The sequence below is a fragment of the Clostridium sp. Cult1 genome (assembly GCF_021655095.1).
Lineage (GTDB): Bacteria > Bacillota > Clostridia > Tissierellales > Tepidimicrobiaceae > Schnuerera.
In genome coordinates this window covers 248808-267706 of sequence record NZ_PPXW01000001.1, presented here as the reverse complement: position 1 = coordinate 267706, position 18899 = coordinate 248808, and the positions used below count along the sequence as shown (strand labels likewise).

At 30.7% G+C, this 18899-nt stretch carries 22 protein-coding genes; 15 read left to right on the top strand and 7 right to left on the bottom strand.

Annotated features, from left to right (window positions below; translation table 11 throughout):
• The first annotated feature begins 295 nt into the window (after positions 1-295).
• The 8 genes from C3E89_RS01195 (at position 296) to C3E89_RS01160 (ending at position 5648) form a co-directional block, all read left to right on the top strand.
• Positions 296-487: a hypothetical protein gene (locus C3E89_RS01195; RefSeq protein ID WP_236910674.1), complete on the top strand. Its 192-nt coding sequence runs from the start codon at positions 296-298 to the stop codon at positions 485-487.
• Between the two features lie 12 nt (positions 488-499).
• Positions 500-1309: an alpha/beta fold hydrolase gene (locus tag C3E89_RS01190; RefSeq protein WP_236910673.1), complete on the top strand. Its 810-nt coding sequence runs from the start codon at positions 500-502 to the stop codon at positions 1307-1309.
• Positions 1310-1712: 403 nt separating this feature from the next.
• Entirely contained in the window at positions 1713-2444 is a 732-nt protein-coding gene (locus tag C3E89_RS01185; RefSeq protein WP_236910672.1) for an aminoglycoside phosphotransferase family protein, read from the top strand.
• Positions 2445-2590: 146 nt separating this feature from the next.
• Positions 2591-3028 (top strand): GNAT family N-acetyltransferase, encoded by a 438-nt coding sequence (locus tag C3E89_RS01180; protein ID WP_236910671.1) that lies wholly within the window; start codon positions 2591-2593, stop codon positions 3026-3028.
• A 466-nt stretch (positions 3029-3494) separates the two neighbouring features.
• Positions 3495-3767 carry a sigma factor-like helix-turn-helix DNA-binding protein gene (locus C3E89_RS13395; protein WP_236910670.1) on the top strand — a complete coding sequence of 91 codons (273 nt, stop codon included), beginning with the start codon at positions 3495-3497 and terminating at the stop codon, positions 3765-3767.
• An 85-nt stretch (positions 3768-3852) separates the two neighbouring features.
• Positions 3853-4140, top strand: a complete 288-nt coding sequence (locus C3E89_RS01170) for an anti-sigma-I factor RsgI family protein (RefSeq protein WP_236910669.1) — start codon at positions 3853-3855, stop codon at positions 4138-4140.
• Positions 4141-4236: 96 nt separating this feature from the next.
• Positions 4237-5067, top strand: a complete 831-nt coding sequence (gene dpsA, locus C3E89_RS01165) for a dipicolinate synthase subunit DpsA (protein ID WP_236910668.1) — start codon at positions 4237-4239, stop codon at positions 5065-5067.
• A gap of 2 nt (positions 5068-5069) precedes the next feature.
• On the top strand, positions 5070-5648 hold the full coding sequence (locus tag C3E89_RS01160) for a dipicolinate synthase subunit B (RefSeq protein WP_236910667.1): 579 nt from the start codon (positions 5070-5072) through the stop codon (positions 5646-5648).
• Positions 5649-5677: 29 nt separating this feature from the next.
• Here C3E89_RS01160 and C3E89_RS01155 read toward each other — a convergent pair whose 3' ends face one another.
• Both C3E89_RS01155 and C3E89_RS01150 read right to left on the bottom strand, forming a co-directional pair.
• The gene (locus tag C3E89_RS01155) at positions 5678-6661 is read right to left on the bottom strand and encodes an aspartate kinase (RefSeq protein WP_236910666.1); all 984 of its coding nucleotides are present in this window, start codon (positions 6659-6661) and stop codon (positions 5678-5680) included.
• Positions 6662-6670: 9 nt separating this feature from the next.
• A complete protein-coding gene (locus tag C3E89_RS01150) occupies positions 6671-7681 on the bottom strand; it encodes an aspartate-semialdehyde dehydrogenase (RefSeq protein WP_236910665.1) in 1011 nt (336 codons plus the stop codon).
• Positions 7682-7833: 152 nt separating this feature from the next.
• On the opposite strand from C3E89_RS01150, the gene dapA reads away from it, so the two are divergent.
• From dapA to C3E89_RS01125, 5 genes are all read left to right on the top strand, one after another.
• The gene (dapA, locus tag C3E89_RS01145) at positions 7834-8715 is read left to right on the top strand and encodes a 4-hydroxy-tetrahydrodipicolinate synthase (RefSeq protein ID WP_236910664.1); all 882 of its coding nucleotides are present in this window, start codon (positions 7834-7836) and stop codon (positions 8713-8715) included.
• Between the two features lie 201 nt (positions 8716-8916).
• The gene (zupT, locus tag C3E89_RS01140; protein WP_236910663.1) at positions 8917-9717 is read left to right on the top strand and encodes a zinc transporter ZupT; all 801 of its coding nucleotides are present in this window, start codon (positions 8917-8919) and stop codon (positions 9715-9717) included.
• Positions 9718-9870: 153 nt separating this feature from the next.
• Entirely contained in the window at positions 9871-10566 is a 696-nt protein-coding gene (locus tag C3E89_RS01135; RefSeq protein ID WP_236910661.1) for a cytochrome c biogenesis CcdA family protein, read from the top strand.
• A gap of 14 nt (positions 10567-10580) precedes the next feature.
• Entirely contained in the window at positions 10581-11177 is a 597-nt protein-coding gene (locus tag C3E89_RS01130; protein ID WP_236910659.1) for a TlpA family protein disulfide reductase, read from the top strand.
• A gap of 3 nt (positions 11178-11180) precedes the next feature.
• Positions 11181-11762, top strand: a complete 582-nt coding sequence (locus C3E89_RS01125) for a prolipoprotein diacylglyceryl transferase family protein (RefSeq protein ID WP_236910658.1) — start codon at positions 11181-11183, stop codon at positions 11760-11762.
• A gap of 41 nt (positions 11763-11803) precedes the next feature.
• On the opposite strand, the gene C3E89_RS01120 is transcribed toward C3E89_RS01125, so the two are convergent.
• Positions 11804-13063: a putative manganese transporter gene (locus C3E89_RS01120; RefSeq protein ID WP_236910657.1), complete on the bottom strand. Its 1260-nt coding sequence runs from the start codon at positions 13061-13063 to the stop codon at positions 11804-11806.
• A 144-nt stretch (positions 13064-13207) separates the two neighbouring features.
• Here C3E89_RS01120 and C3E89_RS01115 point away from each other — a divergent pair, with 144 nt between their 5' ends.
• Positions 13208-14077, top strand: a complete 870-nt coding sequence (locus tag C3E89_RS01115; RefSeq protein WP_236910655.1) for a tRNA 2-thiocytidine biosynthesis TtcA family protein — start codon at positions 13208-13210, stop codon at positions 14075-14077.
• A 53-nt stretch (positions 14078-14130) separates the two neighbouring features.
• Here C3E89_RS01115 and rpoD read toward each other — a convergent pair whose 3' ends face one another.
• The 4 genes from rpoD to C3E89_RS01095 all read right to left on the bottom strand — a co-directional run bounded on the left by rpoD (position 14131) and on the right by C3E89_RS01095 (position 18099).
• The gene (rpoD, locus tag C3E89_RS01110; protein WP_236910654.1) at positions 14131-15210 is read right to left on the bottom strand and encodes an RNA polymerase sigma factor RpoD; all 1080 of its coding nucleotides are present in this window, start codon (positions 15208-15210) and stop codon (positions 14131-14133) included.
• A gap of 154 nt (positions 15211-15364) precedes the next feature.
• On the bottom strand, positions 15365-15940 hold the full coding sequence (locus tag C3E89_RS01105; RefSeq protein ID WP_236910652.1) for a GerMN domain-containing protein: 576 nt from the start codon (positions 15938-15940) through the stop codon (positions 15365-15367).
• A gap of 109 nt (positions 15941-16049) precedes the next feature.
• Positions 16050-17369, bottom strand: coding sequence for a sensor histidine kinase (locus tag C3E89_RS01100; protein ID WP_236910650.1), 1320 nt, complete (start codon positions 17367-17369; stop codon positions 16050-16052).
• A 58-nt stretch (positions 17370-17427) separates the two neighbouring features.
• On the bottom strand, positions 17428-18099 hold the full coding sequence (locus tag C3E89_RS01095) for a response regulator transcription factor (RefSeq protein ID WP_236910648.1): 672 nt from the start codon (positions 18097-18099) through the stop codon (positions 17428-17430).
• A gap of 242 nt (positions 18100-18341) precedes the next feature.
• On the opposite strand from C3E89_RS01095, the gene C3E89_RS01090 reads away from it, so the two are divergent.
• A partial coding sequence (locus C3E89_RS01090; protein WP_236910647.1) for a phosphoribosylaminoimidazolesuccinocarboxamide synthase occupies positions 18342-18899 on the top strand: 558 nt, incomplete at its 3' end.

Below are 18899 nucleotides of genomic sequence, written 5' to 3'. Positions count from 1 at the left end.
GGAAATAATATATATGCGTGGAAGGAGGGTTCACGCCCTATAAACCTTCCAAATAAATTTAATGGAGGAAAGCATGAGAATTCAGAAGGATAATATTGTAATTAGAAGTGCTACTATCAATGATGCTATTTGGATTCCTTTTTACAGATGAGGTTATAAATTGCAAACTCCCAATAGAGAAAATTATTTGGGATACGATGCTTGAAAACGAAAGGGCTCAATATGTTTATGAAAATAAGATTGGGCTCGGAAAATTGGAGTAAGAAGAAACAGTTGGAAAGACCAGACTGGCAAATTGAGAACCGCTGTTGATTATGAACTTATTAAGGAGGACTTCTTTAATGCTAAACAATGGATTCTTGAGGAGGTTAATGAAAAATTTACTAAAGATGCAGACCAATATTCTGATATCAATGATATTAAAGATTGTTATTTGGAAGAACTTAAGAAATATATTGAGATGCTAAAAAGAGGTTTATATAAATGAGGGGGTATTATAATGTTTCATGGGGCAAAGGAAGGGAAGGTAAAGGTTGGTAGGGCAGATATGGACTATGTTGCTTTTGGCAGTGGTCAAAAAGCTTTTATCATTATACCAGGATTAGGAGATGGATTAAAAACTGTTAAAGGAACAAAAGTATTGCTTTCAAGAATGTATAAACTATTTGCTAAAGAATATAAAGTATATGTTTTTAGTAGAAAAAATAGTATTGAGGAAGGATATTCAATTAGGGATATGGCAGAAGATCAAAAGATTGCCATGGAAAATCTAGGTATAAAGAATGCTCACATAATGGGTGTTTCACAAGGAGGAATGATATCGCAATATGTCGCTATTGATTATCCTGAAATGGTAGATAAACTTGTTATAGGGGTATCTGTTTCCAAACAGAATGATACTATGCAGAAAGTTATAAAAAACTGGATAACCTTGGCTGAAAACAATGATTACAGAAATTTAATTATAGATACTATGGAAAAAACCTTTACAGAAGATAAACTTAAAAAATATAGAGTGCTTTATCCTATTATAACGAGAGTTGGGAGACCAAAAGACTTTAAAAGGTTCGTAATTCAGGCCAATGCATGCCTTAATCATAATGCTTATGATGAACTAGGTAAAATTAAATGCTCTACTTTAGTAATAGGCGGGGATAGCGATAAAGTAGTAGGGAAAAATGCAAGTAGGGAAATGGCTGAAAGAATAGATGATAGTAAGTTGATTTTGTATAGGGGTCTTGGACATGGGGCATATGAAGAGGCTGAGGATTTCAATCAACAAGTACTAAAATTTTTAAAAATTAATTAGGTAATGAATAAAATTTTATTAAGGATAACATGTGCAAGTTTTCATTACTAAATAAGCTAGGAAGATTTGAAGAAGTATCTTTGGAAGAAATCGAAATACGAATTATTTTGAGGTGAAGAAGTTGAAATATATTGAAAGTAAGTTTATATTAAGAACAGTTACTGAGGGTTTGCTTGAAAATGTTTTAAATATTTATGGGACAAATGAAGAGTATTTATTGAGGATCCAATTTTATGCAGGGTGATGCAATTTCCAATAAAGCAAAATTAACGATATGTAGTTTTGCTTTTAAGCCTAATCAATTTAGAGGGAACTTGAGTTCCTTAAAAGAATAAGTAAAACTGCATAGTTATCCAATATTTAATAGTAAAGAAACAAGTTAATAAATTTTGGAGGTTAGCACATGAAATATGGAAAAACAGTTGGTGTAGGTAATACGGCAACTGTATATGAGTGGAAAGACAACAAAGTACTTAAGCTTTTTCATCAGGATTATCCAATAGAATCGGTAGAAAAAGAGTTCAAAAATGCGAGATTAATATGGGATATGAGGTTTTCTAAGCCGAAGGCCTATGAAATTATTTCATATAATAAACAGATAGGCATAATATACGATAGATTAAAGGGTGAATCCTTACTAGACTGGCTTATAAAAACAGGCAATATAGAGGAATGTGCAGTACATATGTCAAAGCTACACAAGCAAATCATCCAAAATAAGATTAATAACGTACCAAATTATAAGGATTTTTTAAGGAATAATATACAAAATGCCCAAAGCTTAAAAGAAAAAGAAGAAATGTTATATAAGCTTGATAAACTACCAAATGGAAACACCCTTTGTCATGGCGATTTTCATCCTGGTAATATATTTATCCACAATGGGCAAACAACTGTTATAGATTTTATGAATATATGCCGTGGACATTTTCTTTACGATATAGCAAGAACTGTATTCCTAGTTGAATATACTCCTCTACCAGTGGAAGTGAAAGAAAAAGAAAAGCTTTTAAAATTTAGAAAAACATTAGCAGATTTATATCTTAGGGAAATGAATATAACTAGAAAAATTATTGAGGATTACTTATCAGTAATAATTTCAGCAAGAATAGGTGAATGTTCTAAGGAGAAATGAAATATAATTGCTATAAAAAAGATAGCTTTGCTTCGTATATTTGATAATATAGAAGAAAAAATATTTAAGGGCACAGGAATGGGATACAATGATTGAAAATAGAAGGGAGTAAATTTAACTTTATATTTTGTGAGGTGGAATTTAAGTTGCTAGTTAGAAGTATATCCATAGAGGATATAGAAATTTGTGCAAGGATATTTATTGATGCTTATTCAAAGGAACCTTGGAATGAAAGCTATGACTTAGAGAAAGTAAAAAAATTTTTGACTAAATTTACTTCGAGCAATATTTATATTGGATGGGTTATACTGGAGAAAGGTCAAATAGTTGGTTTTATAGTAGGAGTTATAATGCCTTATCTAGAAAGGGATTATTTCAGAATAGAGGATATTTGTGTTCGCCCAGATATGCAAAGAAAAGGAATAGGGGGAGAGTTTCTTAAAAGAATTGCTTTTGAATTGAGGAATAAAAATATTGATTCTATTATATTGAATACTATAAAAGATTTTCCAACTTATAAATTTTATTTAATAAATGGATTTATAGAAATAGAATCCTCATCGACTATGTTTTTAGAGATATAATATGTATATAAAAGTATAAAATATAACGAGATGATATAATGTTTGAAATTATACATACCTTTATAGATGAGATGGTAGAATTGGACGTTTAATTGTAAACTTTGAACTTATGGAGGAAAGATATCCACCTATTAATATTAAGTTTAACGATAGAAAAAGATACTATGATCACTTTATAGATTTTCACTTAAATAATTCTAATTCTCAGATGTTATTAGAAATGATTAAGAAATATATATCGGTCAAGATGATATGGAAGCTTTTGAAACACTATATATCATGACTGAACCTACAATGAATGCTTATATATTATCTTTAGTAAGAAATCATGAAGATTAATGCATGATACATGCTTGAAAATCCGTTCAGCAGCTCACTTATATAAGCCTATGGGAAAGCCATTGGCATGGATGTTTACTATAGCAAAAAACATTACAATAAATAACAAAGTTTTAGTAAGCGCTTTGTGGTATCAGAAACAGTAGGTTTAGAAAATAGCTCGGATTTTGCATATATTCCAGACACTGTAGATAGGATTGTACTTCAATCGGCTTTAAATATATTGTCAGAGGAAGAGCGAGAAATAGTACTCCTCTATGCAGTATCAGGTATGAAGCATAGGGAGATAGCTTCTAATTTAAGAATACTCCTTTCAACTGGCATATCTAAATATCGAAGGGTATTGAAAAAATTACGTTTACATCTGAAAAAACAAGGGGTAGATTTAGCATATAAATGAAAAGATTAATGAACGCATAAATAGAGCAATAAATGAAACACCTATAGGACTACTGGAAAATATAAAAAATCAATCAGTTGATAGAATGACTGAGCATGATTATATTACCATGCAGGAATTAGAAGAGGAAAAGAAAAGACCTGTTTATTTAAGACCAATCTTCACTTTGGCTACAGCAGTTTGTATATTATTAATAGGGTATTTTGGTTGGTATATACCTTATATGACCATTGACAGTATTATCTATTTTGACGTAAATCCAAGCATTGAAATGTCCATAAACAAAAAGGAACAAGTTCTTGATTTAATTCTAATAAACTTTACGGGTAGAGAATTAATCAGGGATATTGATTATAAGAATATAGATTCCTAAGCTTTTTAGTTTAGGAATTTTTTATTTTCGATCTAGTAACATTGGAAAAAAATATACATAGTATATTATTAATTGGTTAATATTTGGAGGGATGATATGAAGGTAAAAAAATTCATGATACTAGGAGGGGATAATAGGAATATCGAGTTAGCGAATCTACTTTACGAAGATGGACACCATGTGTCAATATCCCATATTAAAGGTTTAAATTTTAAAGAATCAGATATAATCATAGGCCCTTTACCTTTTTCTAAAGATAATAAAACCGTTAATGCACCTTTTCATACAAATGAAATACCTATAGAAATCATCCTTGAAAATATAAAAAATGACCAGCTTCTTATTGCTGGTAAAATTGAAGATGAACATAGATTAAAAGCAAAAGATTATGGAATTGACATAGTAGATTATTTTGATAGAGAAGAGTTACAAGTTTTAAATGCTATCCCTACTGTTGAAGGGGCCATTAAGCTAGCTATAGACAATTCATCTATTACTCTCCATAGTTCCAATGTTCTAATATTGGGTTTTGGGAGAATAGGGAAGGTTCTAGCAAAAATGTTATATGGTATAGGTGCTAATGTTCACATAGCAGCTAGAAAGCATAGTGATATAGCTTGGATTAAAAATTTAAAATACAAACCTATATGGATTGGTCAACTGGATGAGTACATTAATAATATGGATTTTGTATTCAATACAATTCCGTTTTTAATACTCACCAAAGACAAATTAAAACATCTCCATAAAAATACTTTAATAATCGATTTAGCATCCCAACCAGGTGGAGTCGATTTTATAGGGGCAAAGGAGCTAGGTATTAAAGTTATCCATGCCTTAGGATTGCCAGGGAAAGTAGCACCAATAACTGCTGCTAAGATTGTCAAAGAGACTATTTATAATATCATTGAAGAAAGGGGTATATAAAAATGATATTAAAGGGAATGAAGATAGGTTGGGCATTAACAGGTTCTTCCTGCAATTTTGAATATGTCTTTCCGGAGATAGAGAAGCTTGCAAACAAAGGAGCTGATTTATATCCAATAATATCTTACTCTGTAAATTCTTTTGATACAAGGTTTGGCACTGCAGAAGAATGGAAAAACAAACTGAGAAATATAACTGGTAAAGAATTAATTGCAACTATAGTGGATGCAGAGCCTGTAGGACCTAAATTAGGATTAGATATATTAATAGTAGCACCATGTACAGGAAATACATTATCTAAATTAGCTAATGGTATAACTGATACACCAGTAACTATGGCATGTAAGGCTCATTTAAGAAATCAAAAACCTTTGGTATTAGCTATTGCAACCAATGATGGCCTGGGAGCAAACGGGAAAAACATAGGACTTCTTTTAAATATGAAGAATATCTATTTTGTACCCTTTAAGCAGGATAATCCAAAGGAAAAACCAAATTCACTTGTTGCAAAATTTGAAAAGATAGAACCTACCCTTATAGAAGCTTTATCAAATAAACAAATACAACCAGTATTAGATTAATTAGAGACCCTTTCAGGGTCTCTAATTAATTAATCAAATAAATGATTGTATAAGTATTGGGCGAGATGTGAGGTATTATCAGTCCCAACAATTATGGATATTTTTCCATTAGATAATTGTATGTCTAAAATATTTTTCTTATTATCAGATAGAAATCCATCTAAATCCTTTAACACATTTTTAGTGTGCTTTTCATTGGTGAATATAGAAAAGATTTTATTCTCATTTTCCTGTTTTATAGCTATTCCAATTACTTTTTCAATCTGAGTTGTATTGGATACAAGAGTACCAGTTATGTCAGACTCAACTGAGGTAATTCTAATGGGAATATTAAATTTTTGACCCATTAATACTGCCTTAGGATGGATTACTTTAACCCCATTAGAAGCTAAATTATACATATGACTATAGGTAATATTTTTAATGTATTTTGTATATGGCACCATAGTGGGATCTATGATCCCTACTCCAGCCACATCAGTAAAAATATCTACTCTTTCTGCACCTAAATATCCGCCTAGGGCTACAGCAGTAGTATCACTTCCACCTCGTCCTAATGTTGTAATTTCATTATCCTTAGTTATTCCCTGGAATCCAGCTACAACCACAACTTTTCCTTTTTTTATATTTTTCATTATGGTTGAGGTATCTATATTTATTATTTCAGCACAATTAAAGCTATTATTTGTTAGTATACCAGCTTGGAAACCTATCAATGGTTCAGAAGGAATATTTTCCTTGTCTAGTAAATGGGCGAATATAGCAGTGGATATAGTTTCACCGCAAGACATTATTAAATCTTTTTTCTTAGGATTTATATTACTATTGATTTGTTCTAGTTGGTCGATAAGTGTATCTGTAGCGTAAGGATCTCCTTTTCGGCCTATTGCAGAAACTACGATTACAAGGCTATTTCCTTCATTAATACATTTTTTTATATGGGTTAAAATTTTGCTTTTAGCATTTAGATTTTTAAGAGAAGTTCCTCCATATTTTTGTATTACAATTTTCATAGTAATCACCTACAATAGATTCCTATCCATTAAGGTTTCAGCTATTTGAACTGAATTAAGAGCGGCCCCTTTGCGTAGATTATCTGATACTATCCATAAATTTAATCCATTTTCTATTGAAAAATCTTTTCTAATACGGCCTACAAATACATCATCCTTTCCTTCTGAAAAAATAGGCATAGGGTATAGATTCGATTTAGTTTCATCAATAAGTTTAACTCCCTTTGCTTTTCTCAATATTTTTCTAACTTCATCTAAATAAATAGGCTTTTCAGTTTGAATATTTACGGATTCAGAATGGCCATTAAAAACTGGTATTCTAACTGTTGTAGCCGTCACTCGTATATTTTTATCTAATATTTTTCTAGTTTCATTAACCATTTTCATTTCTTCTTTGGTATAGCCATTGTCTAGGAAGTCATCTATATGAGGTAGCGCATTGAATAAGATTTGATATGGATAGACTGAATTAGAAATAGGTTTGTTTGAGCAATAATCCAACGCTTGATTATATAACTCTTCAATGGCATTTTTCCCAGTACCCGATACTGATTGATAAGTGGATACCACAATCCTTTTGATTTTATAGATATCATGTATCGGCTTTAGGGGTACTAGCATCTGGGTAGTAGAACAATTTGGGTTTGATATAATTCCTTTATGATATTGCAAATCTTGTGGATTTACTTCAGGAATAATCAAAGGGACATCTTCTTCCATTCTCCAGGCGCTACTATTGTCTATTACAATAGCTCCTTCTTTAACTGCAATAGGTGCTAGATATTTGCTTACCTGGCTATTGACACAAAAAAATGCTATATCTATTTGGGTAAAAGCACCTTCTTCAGCTACTTCTGTAAGGATTACTTCATCATTAAAATAGATTGGTATACCTCTATTTTTAAATGTACCTAAAAACTTGATTTTATTGATGGGGAAATTGCGTTCAATAAGAATACTTCTTACTTTTTCTCCCACAACCCCTAATGGACCAACGATAGCTACATTATAGGTTTTCAAAAAATCCCCTCCTATATAAATTCTACTGTCTATAAATATTGTTTAATTATATGATATTCAGCTACTATTTAAAGGGTTAAAGATTAACTTAAGAACCTGTTTTATAAATTTACATATTATATAATATAGTCCATAATAAAGGAGGTTTTTAGATGGTTAATTGGGGAAGATTAATTACTGCAATGATTACGCCTTTTGATGAAGATCTTAATGTAAATTATGATGAAGCCATTTTGTTAGCAAAACGTTTAGTAGAAGAAGGAAATACGGCTTTAGTTATAACGGGAACTACAGGAGAGGCACCTACTTTAAGTTCAGGTGAAAAGGTAAAATTATATGAATTAATCAAGGAGAATGTTGATGTTCCAATTATTGCAGGAGTTGGAACCAATTCTACGGAAGATACTATTATAAATGCAAAGGAAGCAATAGAAGCAGGGGTAGACGGATTATTAATTGTAACACCATATTATAATAAACCAAGTCAAGACTCCTTATATGAACATTATAGAAAAATTGCAGAAGTTGTAGATATTCCAATTATGTTATACAATGTACCAGGACGTACAGGTTGTAATTTATTACCAGAGACTGTAGAAAGGTTAGCATATATAGAAAATATAGTAGCCTTAAAAGAAGCCAGTGGTGATATGAATCAAATGTCAGAAATTATAAGGAGGAAGCCAGAGGGATTTTTAGTTTATTCTGGTGATGATTCTATGACATTACCCAGTATGGCAGTTGGTGCATATGGGGTAGTTAGTGTTTGTTCTCATGTAGTAAGCAAGGAAATGAAAAAAATGATAGATGCCTTTGTATTAGGGGATACGAGAAAGGCTATGGAAATTCATCTTAAGCTTTTCAAGCTATTTGAAACCCTATTTATTGTTTCGAACCCAGTTCCCGTAAAGGCAGCATTAAATATGATTGGAACCAAAGCGGGAAGGTTGAGGTTACCTCTAATTGAAGCAAATCCAGAGACAAGAAAAATAATTCAAAATGAATTAGAAAATTTAGGCTTAGAAATAAAATAATTTCAATGACAGGTCTTTATGGTTTTATTAGATATAAAACTGTTCTTAAAGTAAATAATTTTATGATATAGGACTATTACCGTCTAATAAAGTATATTATACTTTATATAGACGGTTTTAAAATACAAATTAAGCTAGATTACTAATATAATTATTGAAAATGGTTGGATTATAAATTACGAAAGGATGAGTAATTAGAATATGAACAATATAATATTTGCTTTGAGGTTAACTTTATTTGCAGGATTATCTACTGGTATTGGTAGTGCTTTAGCTTTTTATACAAAACAGACTAATAAGAAGTTTTTATCTGCAGCATTAGGTTTTTCAGCAGGAGTAATGATATATGTTTCTTTTACTGAAATATTCGTTAAGGCTAAAGATTCTTTAGAGACCATATACGGTTCAACGAAAGGCTATTGGGTTACTACTATAGCATTCTTTGCAGGGATGGCATTAATTGGATTGATTGATAAGTTTGTACCTAGTGAAGAAAACCCTCACGAAATGAGGGATGTGAAAGAGATGAAGATAAACAAGAATGAAGATGCTGCTTTAATGAGAATGGGACTTTTTTCAGCATTAGCAATAGGTATCCATAATTTTCCTGAAGGATTGGCTACATTTATTAGTGCTACTCAAGATTCGTCTTTAGGAATAAGTATAGCTATAGCAATAGCTATTCATAATATTCCTGAAGGCATTGCTGTTTCCGTTCCTATTTATTTTGCAACTGGAAATCGTAAGAAAGCATTTTTCTATTCGTTTTTATCAGGGTTGTCAGAGCCTTTAGGAGCTATAATAGGGTATTTTCTTTTAATGAGATTTTTTGATGATAGGATGTTTGGAGTAATATTTGCTGCAGTAGCTGGTATTATGGTTTACATATCTTTAGATGAATTACTTCCTACTGCTGAAAAATATGGAGAGCATCATACTGCAATATATGGATTAATAACTGGTATGGGGGTTATGGCCATAAGCCTTTTATTACTTGCATAATATAAATATAAAGATTATCGCTATATTAAAAGGAATAATCTATATAAATACATTTGCCATTTATTTGTTTTACTTGCTTTTTATAAAAATATAGTTATAATTATAGGGGCAGGGGGTATAGATGTTTTAAGAATCTGTTTTAGGGGTGAGTTTATGGATTTAGGAAATGTTTCATTGCCAATAGCCTTCGGAGCTGGGTTTTTATCATTCTTTTCACCTTGTATTCTTCCATTAATTCCGGTATACATAATGTATATGGCAGGTGTTAATTTGGAAAGTGAGTTAGAAGAACGAAGGTTAATTGCATTAACGCGTACCATTGGTTTTATAATTGGCTTTACCATTATATTTATGATAATGGGAACCTCAGCTAGTTTCTTAGGTAAAATCTTTATAAGAAATAAGGAGATCTTTTCTAAGATTAGTGGGGCTTTGATAGTAATCTTTGGTTTAAACATGATGGGAATAATAAAGTTTAAATTCTTAGACATGGAAAAAAAGATGAAAGCACCTAAAAAAGTTTCCAATTGGTTTAGTTCCATTTTAATGGGGATGGCTTTTGCTGCTGGATGGACACCATGCTTTGGGCCTGTGTTGGCATCAATCCTCATATATGCAGGAGGAGCAGCTACTGTTTCTAAGGGAGTGTATTTGTTATTCATATACTCCGTTGGTATGGCAATTCCTTTTTTACTTACAGCATTATTTATTAATGTATTCAGTAAGTTCCTTGAGAAAGCGGAAAAAGTTATGATATATATTCCTAAAATTGGAGGCCTTATTATGGTGATCTTTGGTATACTAGTATTCTTCAATAGGATTATAGATATAAGTAGATTGATGTTATGAAAGGAAGGGATAGAGTGAACAAGAAAATTTTAAGCATAATAATACTTGCTATAGTATTAATTGGTGGATTATATTATTTCGCCATGGTAAAGGGTGGAGAAACAACAGAAGAATTGGAACCTGAAAACAATGTTTCCCAGGAGACAAATAATGAAACTGGTGAAGAAAATATAGTTGAGGATTCTGTTCTTGATATAGCTATTGGTGAAGAAGCACCTAATTTTACTCTTAGAAATTTAGAGGGAGAAGAAGTATCTTTGACAGACTATAGAGGTAAAGTTGTTCTAATTAATTTTTGGGCTACTTGGTGTAAATACTGTGATATTGAGATGCCAGATCTTCAAAAATTAGATAAGGAAAATGAAGATTTAGTCGTATTAGCAGTAGATGTAATGGAAGAAAAATCCTTAGTAGAAGGATATATTGAAAAGGGCGGTTATGATTTTCAAGTAGTTTTAGATGAAGATGGTGATATAGCTAAGCTCTATTTAGTAAGCGCCTTTCCTACATCTTATTTTGTTGATAAGGACGGAATTTTATTAGGTGGAGTACCAGGAATGATGACTTATGCACAAATGAATCAAATTGTTGAAGGTATAAGAGGTAACTAATAAATGAAACCTTTTTTCTTTACCTTTAAATCCATAAATATAACCTGGTTTATGGCAATTGGAATTGTTATTGCTACTATAAGTTATATCATCACTGGTTTTTTAGCCAAAGAGTATAAAGAGGATAAAAATAAGATAGAAGATATTTTTATGGTCCTATTGATTGTAGGATTTATTGGAGCAAGGATTAGTTATGTTTTAATGAACCTTCAATCTTATAAAGGCAATATTTCTTCAATATTTAAAATATCCCATTATAATCTATCCCTTCTTGGAGGTCTAATATTTGGGGTATTAACTTTAATACTCTTGTCTAAAATATATAAAATTGAATTCTATAATTTATTTAGAATTTATATTATACCTTTTTATTTCTCTATGGCCGTAGGTATATGGATATTAATGTTTGACCTACTTTTATTAGCTTCAACCCATTTAAACAATGATCCAATAAAAATACTATATGTATCTTTATTATTTTTAATGGGCCTAGGATTAGAGTTGGTTACATCTAATAAATATAATAACAAATATATATCCTTTATAATCTTAGTAATAGTTATGTTTTTATATTATATGATATAGAAATTGAAAGTGAGGGTTAAACTTTAACCCTCACTTTCAATTTAAAAAAAGTTAATTTCTATTATATAAGCTAGTATTCCTACTACTAGTGCTGCTATGGTGTTAAAAACTGTAGACCATAGAGCAGACCTTTTATCTATTGCAATTAGTGGGAATAAGGCGTCACCGTCTTGGGAAATAGCATTTGCTAATAGTGCTGCAAAAGGCATTATGCCTTTAGTATACAGGGTTACAAATATTATTTGAGGACCACATCCAGGTATTATTCCTATAAGGGTCCCCACCAATACAGCCATTAGGCCTGTTTGGGATAAAAAGGATGTAATCAGAGCTTCACCAGCACCATAATTACCTAAACCTAGCCCTAATACGAATAATTCATAAGCTAAATAAGCTAGAAAGACCCAAGTTGCTATAAAAGCTGTTTCTTGAGCGTTGTGTATTAATGTTTCTTTCAAAAATAGAGCTTTTAATTCAGTCTCTTCATGAGTGTCATCTTGAATAAACTTTTTTCCCATTATCATCATTACTATGGAAAATCCGGTTCCTGCAATGCCCATAATAGTACCTAAATTTGGTATTGCTAAATCATTCAAGTCTACCTGAAACAAATCTAATACACCGAATATTAGACCTATAGCAATAATTATCCAATAAATTATATATCCATTATGAGTAAATTTATAACCAATAGAGTCTATTTCTTGGTGGCCTTTTATAGTATGGTGAAGAACAAGATCTATTTCATCTCCTTCATGATGACCAATATGAGGTATTGTATTTTCTTTATGCTTATGTTCCGCTAATATAGTATTATGAGTAGTATGGTCAATATCCTTATGAAGGGATTCTAATTCTTTTTTATCCCTTATTCTTTTTCTATACTTTTCCAACAGTTTATCACCAAAATTGAAATAATCTACTATATATCCTGCAATAATAGCTACTATAAAGGATATAATACTTACTAAAAGGTATTTAAAAGGCATAATTGACATTAACACAAAAGCCGAATCTCCCATGGTAGCAATCAAGGTAGCTACTATGGTGCCAAAACTTACAGTTCCTTTTGGAAACAAGGGAACAACGAATATGGCACCACCACATCCAGGGGTTAGTCCTAAAAAGGAACCTATAATAGGTTGGGTTTTTTTAGATTCTTCAATTTTTTTTACTAATTTTCCTGAGTGTTTATAATCTATATATCCAAATAATAGCAAAACTGCACCTACAAATACTGTAACTTGGATAAAAGCATTTTCTGCACTATATACTATCAACCTTAATATTTCACCAGCCAATATATCTCCTCCTTATAAATCTATATACCTTGTTATTTACCCAAATATACTATAATTAATAATAATTTTATATTGAAAAGGGATATGGAAAATTAATAATTGGATGATATAATAGTAAAAGATTAATAATATGGAGTGATAGAGTTGACTGAAAAAGAAAACAAATTAGCTGGAACTGGTTGTGAAACACTGGTACCTACAGAGGACAGAAAAACTTTAAAAGAAATAGAAAGAAGTATTATTAAAAGATATAGAAAACATATATGGAGTAAGTTCGTAAAGGCTGTGAAAGAGTATCAACTCATACAAGAAGGAGATAAAATAGCAGTAGCTATTTCAGGTGGGAAAGATAGTCTTTTAATGGCTAAGCTATTTCAAGAATTACAACGTCATGGCAATTCGAATTTCCAATTAGAATTTATTGCAATGGATCCTGGCTATCATCCAGATATAAAGGAGTTACTAATAGAAAATTGTAAGTATTTAAATATTCCAATTCATATATTTGAATCGGGAATATTTGAGATAACTAATAGGATTGCAGGAGATTATCCTTGTTATATGTGTGCCAGAATGAGAAGAGGTGCTCTATATGGTAAGGCCCAAGAATTAGGATGTAATAAATTAGCATTGGGACATCATTTCAACGATGTAATAGAAACTACCCTTTTAAACCTTTTATGTTCTGGCAACTTTAAGACCATGTTACCTAAATTAAAGTCACAAAATTATGAAGGTATAGAGCTTATCAGGCCTCTTTACTATGTAGAAGAAGAGTATATAAAAAGGTTTATTCAATATAGTGGTATTTGGCCTTTAAATTGTGCTTGTATGGTAGCTGCAAAAAAAATAGGAAGCAAACGAGAAGAAATAAAGGAATTAATAGAAGAATTAAAGAGAAATTTTACAAATGTAGATATGTCTATATTTAGAGCAGCAGAGAATGTAAATATGAATGGTATACTAGGATGGGAAAAGGATGGAGAAAAATATTCTTATCTAGATTTTTATTAAAATAATAGTAAAGATAATAAAGGATTCACTTGCTATATCTAGCGAATCCTTTATTATCTTTCTAAGAAATCCTTCAATTTTTTCCTTCTACTTGGATGTCTCAGTTTTCTAAGAGCTTTTGCTTCTATTTGCCTTATTCTCTCTCTTGTAACATCAAAAACCTTTCCTACTTCTTCTAGGGTTCTAGGTCTTCCATCATTTAAGCCGAATCTTAGTTCTAATACTTTTTGTTCTCTAGGAGTTAATGAACCTAAAACCTCTTTTAATTCTTCTTTAAGCATGGTGTGGGTAGTTATTTCAGCAGGAGTTTTTATATGTTCATCTTCAATAAAATCTCCTAATTGACTATCTTCTTCCTCCCCTATGGGTGTTTCTAGCGAAATAGGCTTTTGGGATATTTCAATAATTTTTCTCACTCTTTCCACATCTAGATCCATATGTTTGGCTATTTCTTCAGGGTGGAGTTCCCTGCCTAATTCCTGGACAAGTTCTCTTTGTACTCTCACTAGTTTGTTTATACTTTCAATCATATGGACTGGAATTCTTATAGTTCTTCCTTGATCTGCTATAGCTCTGGTTATTGCTTGGCGTATCCACCATGTGGCATAAGTGCTAAACTTATAGCCTTTTGTATAGTCGAATTTTTCTACTGCTTTTATAAGTCCTAGGTTCCCTTCTTGAATTAGGTCTAATAAAGACATGCCTCTCCCTATATATTTTTTTGCAATACTAACTACTAATCTTAAATTTGCTTCTGCAAGTTCTTTCTTTGCTTCTTCATCTCCTAATTCAACTTTTTTTGCTAAAGCTATTTCTTCCTCTCTAGTTAAAAGAGATACTTTCCCTATTTCTTTTAAGTACATTCGTACAGGATCATCTACTATATTGGTTTTAGTTGTTGAGCTTGTTTTACTTTTACTCTTTTTATCAATATCTCCTTCAACTTTATTATCGACTATATGAATACTTCTGTCCTCTAGAGTTTCATAAATTTTTTCTATTTGTTCAGGAAGTAATTCTATATCCTCTAAATAATCTGCAATTTCATCATAGGTAAGAGTTCCCCTTTTTTTACTTTTATTAATCAAATGTTTAACTGCTATGGCTGTCTGTTTATTAGTGCTTTTACTCATTTAAAACTCCTTTCCTAAAGATTATAATTTAATATCCTATATATATCTTATCACATTAATGTTTATATTACATATTTCTAATATTTTAAATAAATAGAACTGAAGGTAAAATCAATCTTGCCTTCAGTTCTATCTAGATTATTGTATTTAAATTTTATTCTTCAAAGGGTTCGGAAATTTCAATATGTCCCATCAAGGTTTCTGCCTTTTGCCCATCTATTAGGAATTGGACTCTTTCTACATCGTCTAGCTCTACTAAAGAATTAACAATTTGGGATATGGTAAAATCTTCTTGCATAGAACCACCATAAAGCCCTTCACCAGCAAAGTTTACGAAAGCAGTTCCATCAGAAACTTCTACACCCAATAATTTTACATTTGAAGGTATAACGGTACTTAATTCATCTGAATCTGGCCCTTTCATTAATTCTTTTACAACCCTTTCTTCAAGGGAAATATCTCCATATTCAACAGTTCTTTTTTCTGGAATAAGTTTTTCTAGACTTTCATCGCCTGTTTCAACATATTCCTTATTGGCAAAATAAAGAGTTATTTCTACTTCATCAGTACTAGGAGTAGGTTCTATCACTTCATTGTCTTCCTCCTCAACCACATCCTGAGGATTTTCATCTACAATATCATTATCATCAGAAGGAGTATTAGACTTAGCACAAGCTGCTAGGCTAAAAACCATAAGGACTAGTAAAAATATTGCTATAAACTTTTTCATAACTTCACTTCCTTTCTTCTATTTGATTATATTATACACAATACTATTTAAGATAAAATGAAAAAATGTTAAGAAATTATTAAGAATTTGAAAAATAATTCTAAACAAATTAAAGAGGAATGGTAATAGTAAAGAGACTACCTTCATTTAATGAGCTTTCTACGGAAATTTTCCAGCCATGTTTATCTATTATATTTTTCACAATAGCTAACCCGATACCATATCCTTCAATATTAAAGTCCTGTCCAATATTCCCATCCAAAACTCTAAATCCTCCTTTAAAAATATTTGGCAGGTTTTCTTCATCGATTCCTAATCCATTATCCTCAATTGTTATTAAAGTTTTATCCTTTAATTTTTCGAGGGTTATTAAAACATAATTATTTTTCTTCCCTTTATCTCTATACTTTATAGCATTATCTATAATATTAAAAAATGCTTCTTTTACTCTATCTTTATCGCATTTGATCATAATATTATTCATATTGTTTAGAATTATTTTAACTCCATTTTTTCCTGCATAGGGTTCAATTAATTTTACCGTATCTTCTAGTATTGCCCCAAGGTCTTCTCTTTTTATATTTAAGATAATATCTTCTAGTCTTATGGAGTTCATCAAATAGTTAACTAAACCTTCCATCCTATCAACTTCTCCATAAATATCCACTAGATACTCCTTATAGATTTCTATATCATTTTCACCTATAGAAAGAGATTCTATAAGAACTTTCATAGAAGTAATGGGAGTTTTTAATTCATGGGAAATACTATTTATAAAAGTTTTTCTGTTTTTTTCTATTTTACTTAGTCTACTGCTCATATTATTAAAAGATTGTATGAGCATGCCAATTTCTCCTTTAGTTTTACTTTTCACTTCATATCCTAGATCACCTAAAGACACCCTTTTTACTCCATAGGATAAACCCCTTAGAGGTTTAGTCATATTGTTTGCAGCAATAATTGTCAGCACTAAAGATATGCCTAATGCAGAAATAGCAACTTTCAATATATTACCTTTTAATTCCTCTATATCCTGGTTTAATGGTTCTAAAGAACTTGATATAAGGACTGCACCTATTATCCTATTATCGATACCATCATTTAATATTATAGGGACTGAAAGTTGGAGTATTTCTTTATCATCTATTGTGTATAATCCAGATTTAGATTTGCCTTCTAAACTACTTTTTACTTCCTTGTTATTAATAGTTTTACCAATATAGCTATTATAATTATCTATTAAAACTTCCTTATTAGAATTTACTACCAAAATTCTTGAATTAGCTTGTTTTCCATAACTTTTTACCATAATTCTTGCAAATATAATATCTTCCAAATTCCCTTTATAGGTATCGGCTACAATATTAGCAGTTTGGAATAATCCAATTTCAGTGTTTCTTATTTGTGTATTTTTATAATTGTTTAACATTAGTATACTGAAGGCTAAAAATGCAAATATAATTATTAAGCTATATATGACGAGCATTTTAAATCTTATTGAAATAATAACCTACCCCCCATTTTGTTATAATATATTTTGGGTTTTTAATATCATCCTCAATTTTTTCCCTTATGTTTTTGATATGAACATCTATAGTTCTTACATCTAAAGGTTCTTCTTCCCATATATAATGGAATATATCTTCTCTAGTAAAAACCCTTCCTGGATTTTTAGCCAATAGGTAGAGCATTTCAAATTCTTTTTGAGTAAGCTTTATCTCCGTATTCCTTATATAAGCTCTTCGTTCATAATAATTAATAATCAGATCACCTAAATTTAAAGTCTTAGATTCATTTTTTGTATCGACTCTTCTAGTTATAGCTTTTATTCTAGCCAGCAATTCTAATACATTGAAAGGTTTTGTCATATAATCATCAGCGCCAAATTCAAACCCTAATATTTTATCATAATCTCCATCTTTAGCTGTAAGCATAAGGATAGGTATATTATGATTTTCTCTGATTTTTTTACATAGCATCATACCATCTATGTCAGGAAGCATTAAATCCAATATTATAAAATCAACTTTTTCTTCTTCTATAGTCTTTAAAGCTTCACTACCATTATATGCAGCAAACACTTTGTAACCTTGTTGTTCTAAACTGTGTTTCAAGCCTTTAACTATTAGCTTTTCATCATCAACTACTAAAATATTCATCAAATCACCTTCTTTAAAATAAACTAAACTATTTTAATTATATCATTATCTGTATGATAATTGTTTTCTAAATAGGTATTTAAATGATATAATAGAAGAGGCATATTTCATGGAATTTGAATTCAAATTGTTAAATTAAATCTCAATTAGGTTTAATATAGGTTTATTAAAGTAAGACTATTAAATAAAGAATCTGAAGTAGTAAAATGGAACCAACTTAATTTCGAAGGAGATGGTTATTGATGAAACTAATAAATAAGGGGAAAACAAAAGATGTTTATGAACTAGAAGATGGGAATTACCTTCTAAAGTTTAAAGATGATGTAACAGGAGAAGATGGAATTTTCGACCCAGGAGCTAATACAGTAGGTCTGACTATTGAAGGGGCTGGACAGTCTGGACTTAAACTCACCAGATTCTTTTTTGAGATATTAAGACAGAGAGGAATACCTACTCACTATATAGATGCTAATATTGAAGAAGCAACTATGACTGTAAAACCAGCAAAAGTATTCGGTAACGGATTAGAAGTAATCTGTCGATATAGAGCTGTTGGAAGTTTTTTACGTCGTTATGGAATGTATGCTAAAGAAGGTCAGCCTTTAGATGCTTTTGTAGAGATTACTCTAAAAGACGATGAAAGAAAAGATCCACCTATTACAGAAGACGCTTTACACATGTTAAGAATACTATCCAGAGAAGAATATAAAATATTGAAAGAACTTACTATAAAGATTAGCAATATAATAAAAGAAGAACTAGCTAAAAAAGGAATAGAACTTTACGATATTAAATTAGAA

What these genes read in the sequence shown, in the direction of transcription:
- C3E89_RS01190 (WP_236910673.1), top strand. Translation starts at nt 500, where the DNA reads ATGTTTCATGGGGCAAAGGAAGGGAAGGTAAAGGTTGGTAGGGCAGAT.
- C3E89_RS01185 (WP_236910672.1), top strand. Translation starts at nt 1,713, where the DNA reads ATGAAATATGGAAAAACAGTTGGTGTAGGTAATACGGCAACTGTATAT.
- C3E89_RS01170 (WP_236910669.1), top strand. Translation starts at nt 3,853, where the DNA reads ATGACTGAGCATGATTATATTACCATGCAGGAATTAGAAGAGGAAAAG.
- dpsA (WP_236910668.1), top strand. Translation starts at nt 4,237, where the DNA reads ATGAAGGTAAAAAAATTCATGATACTAGGAGGGGATAATAGGAATATC.
- C3E89_RS01160 (WP_236910667.1), top strand. Translation starts at nt 5,070, where the DNA reads ATGATATTAAAGGGAATGAAGATAGGTTGGGCATTAACAGGTTCTTCC.
- C3E89_RS01155 (WP_236910666.1), bottom strand. Translation starts at nt 6,661, where the DNA reads ATGAAAATTGTAATACAAAAATATGGAGGAACTTCTCTTAAAAATCTA.
- dapA (WP_236910664.1), top strand. Translation starts at nt 7,834, where the DNA reads ATGGTTAATTGGGGAAGATTAATTACTGCAATGATTACGCCTTTTGAT.
- zupT (WP_236910663.1), top strand. Translation starts at nt 8,917, where the DNA reads ATGAACAATATAATATTTGCTTTGAGGTTAACTTTATTTGCAGGATTA.
- C3E89_RS01135 (WP_236910661.1), top strand. Translation starts at nt 9,871, where the DNA reads ATGGATTTAGGAAATGTTTCATTGCCAATAGCCTTCGGAGCTGGGTTT.
- C3E89_RS01125 (WP_236910658.1), top strand. Translation starts at nt 11,181, where the DNA reads ATGAAACCTTTTTTCTTTACCTTTAAATCCATAAATATAACCTGGTTT.
- rpoD (WP_236910654.1), bottom strand. Translation starts at nt 15,210, where the DNA reads ATGAGTAAAAGCACTAATAAACAGACAGCCATAGCAGTTAAACATTTG.
- C3E89_RS01105 (WP_236910652.1), bottom strand. Translation starts at nt 15,940, where the DNA reads ATGAAAAAGTTTATAGCAATATTTTTACTAGTCCTTATGGTTTTTAGC.
- C3E89_RS01100 (WP_236910650.1), bottom strand. Translation starts at nt 17,369, where the DNA reads ATGTTAAACAATTATAAAAATACACAAATAAGAAACACTGAAATTGGA.
- C3E89_RS01095 (WP_236910648.1), bottom strand. Translation starts at nt 18,099, where the DNA reads ATGAATATTTTAGTAGTTGATGATGAAAAGCTAATAGTTAAAGGCTTG.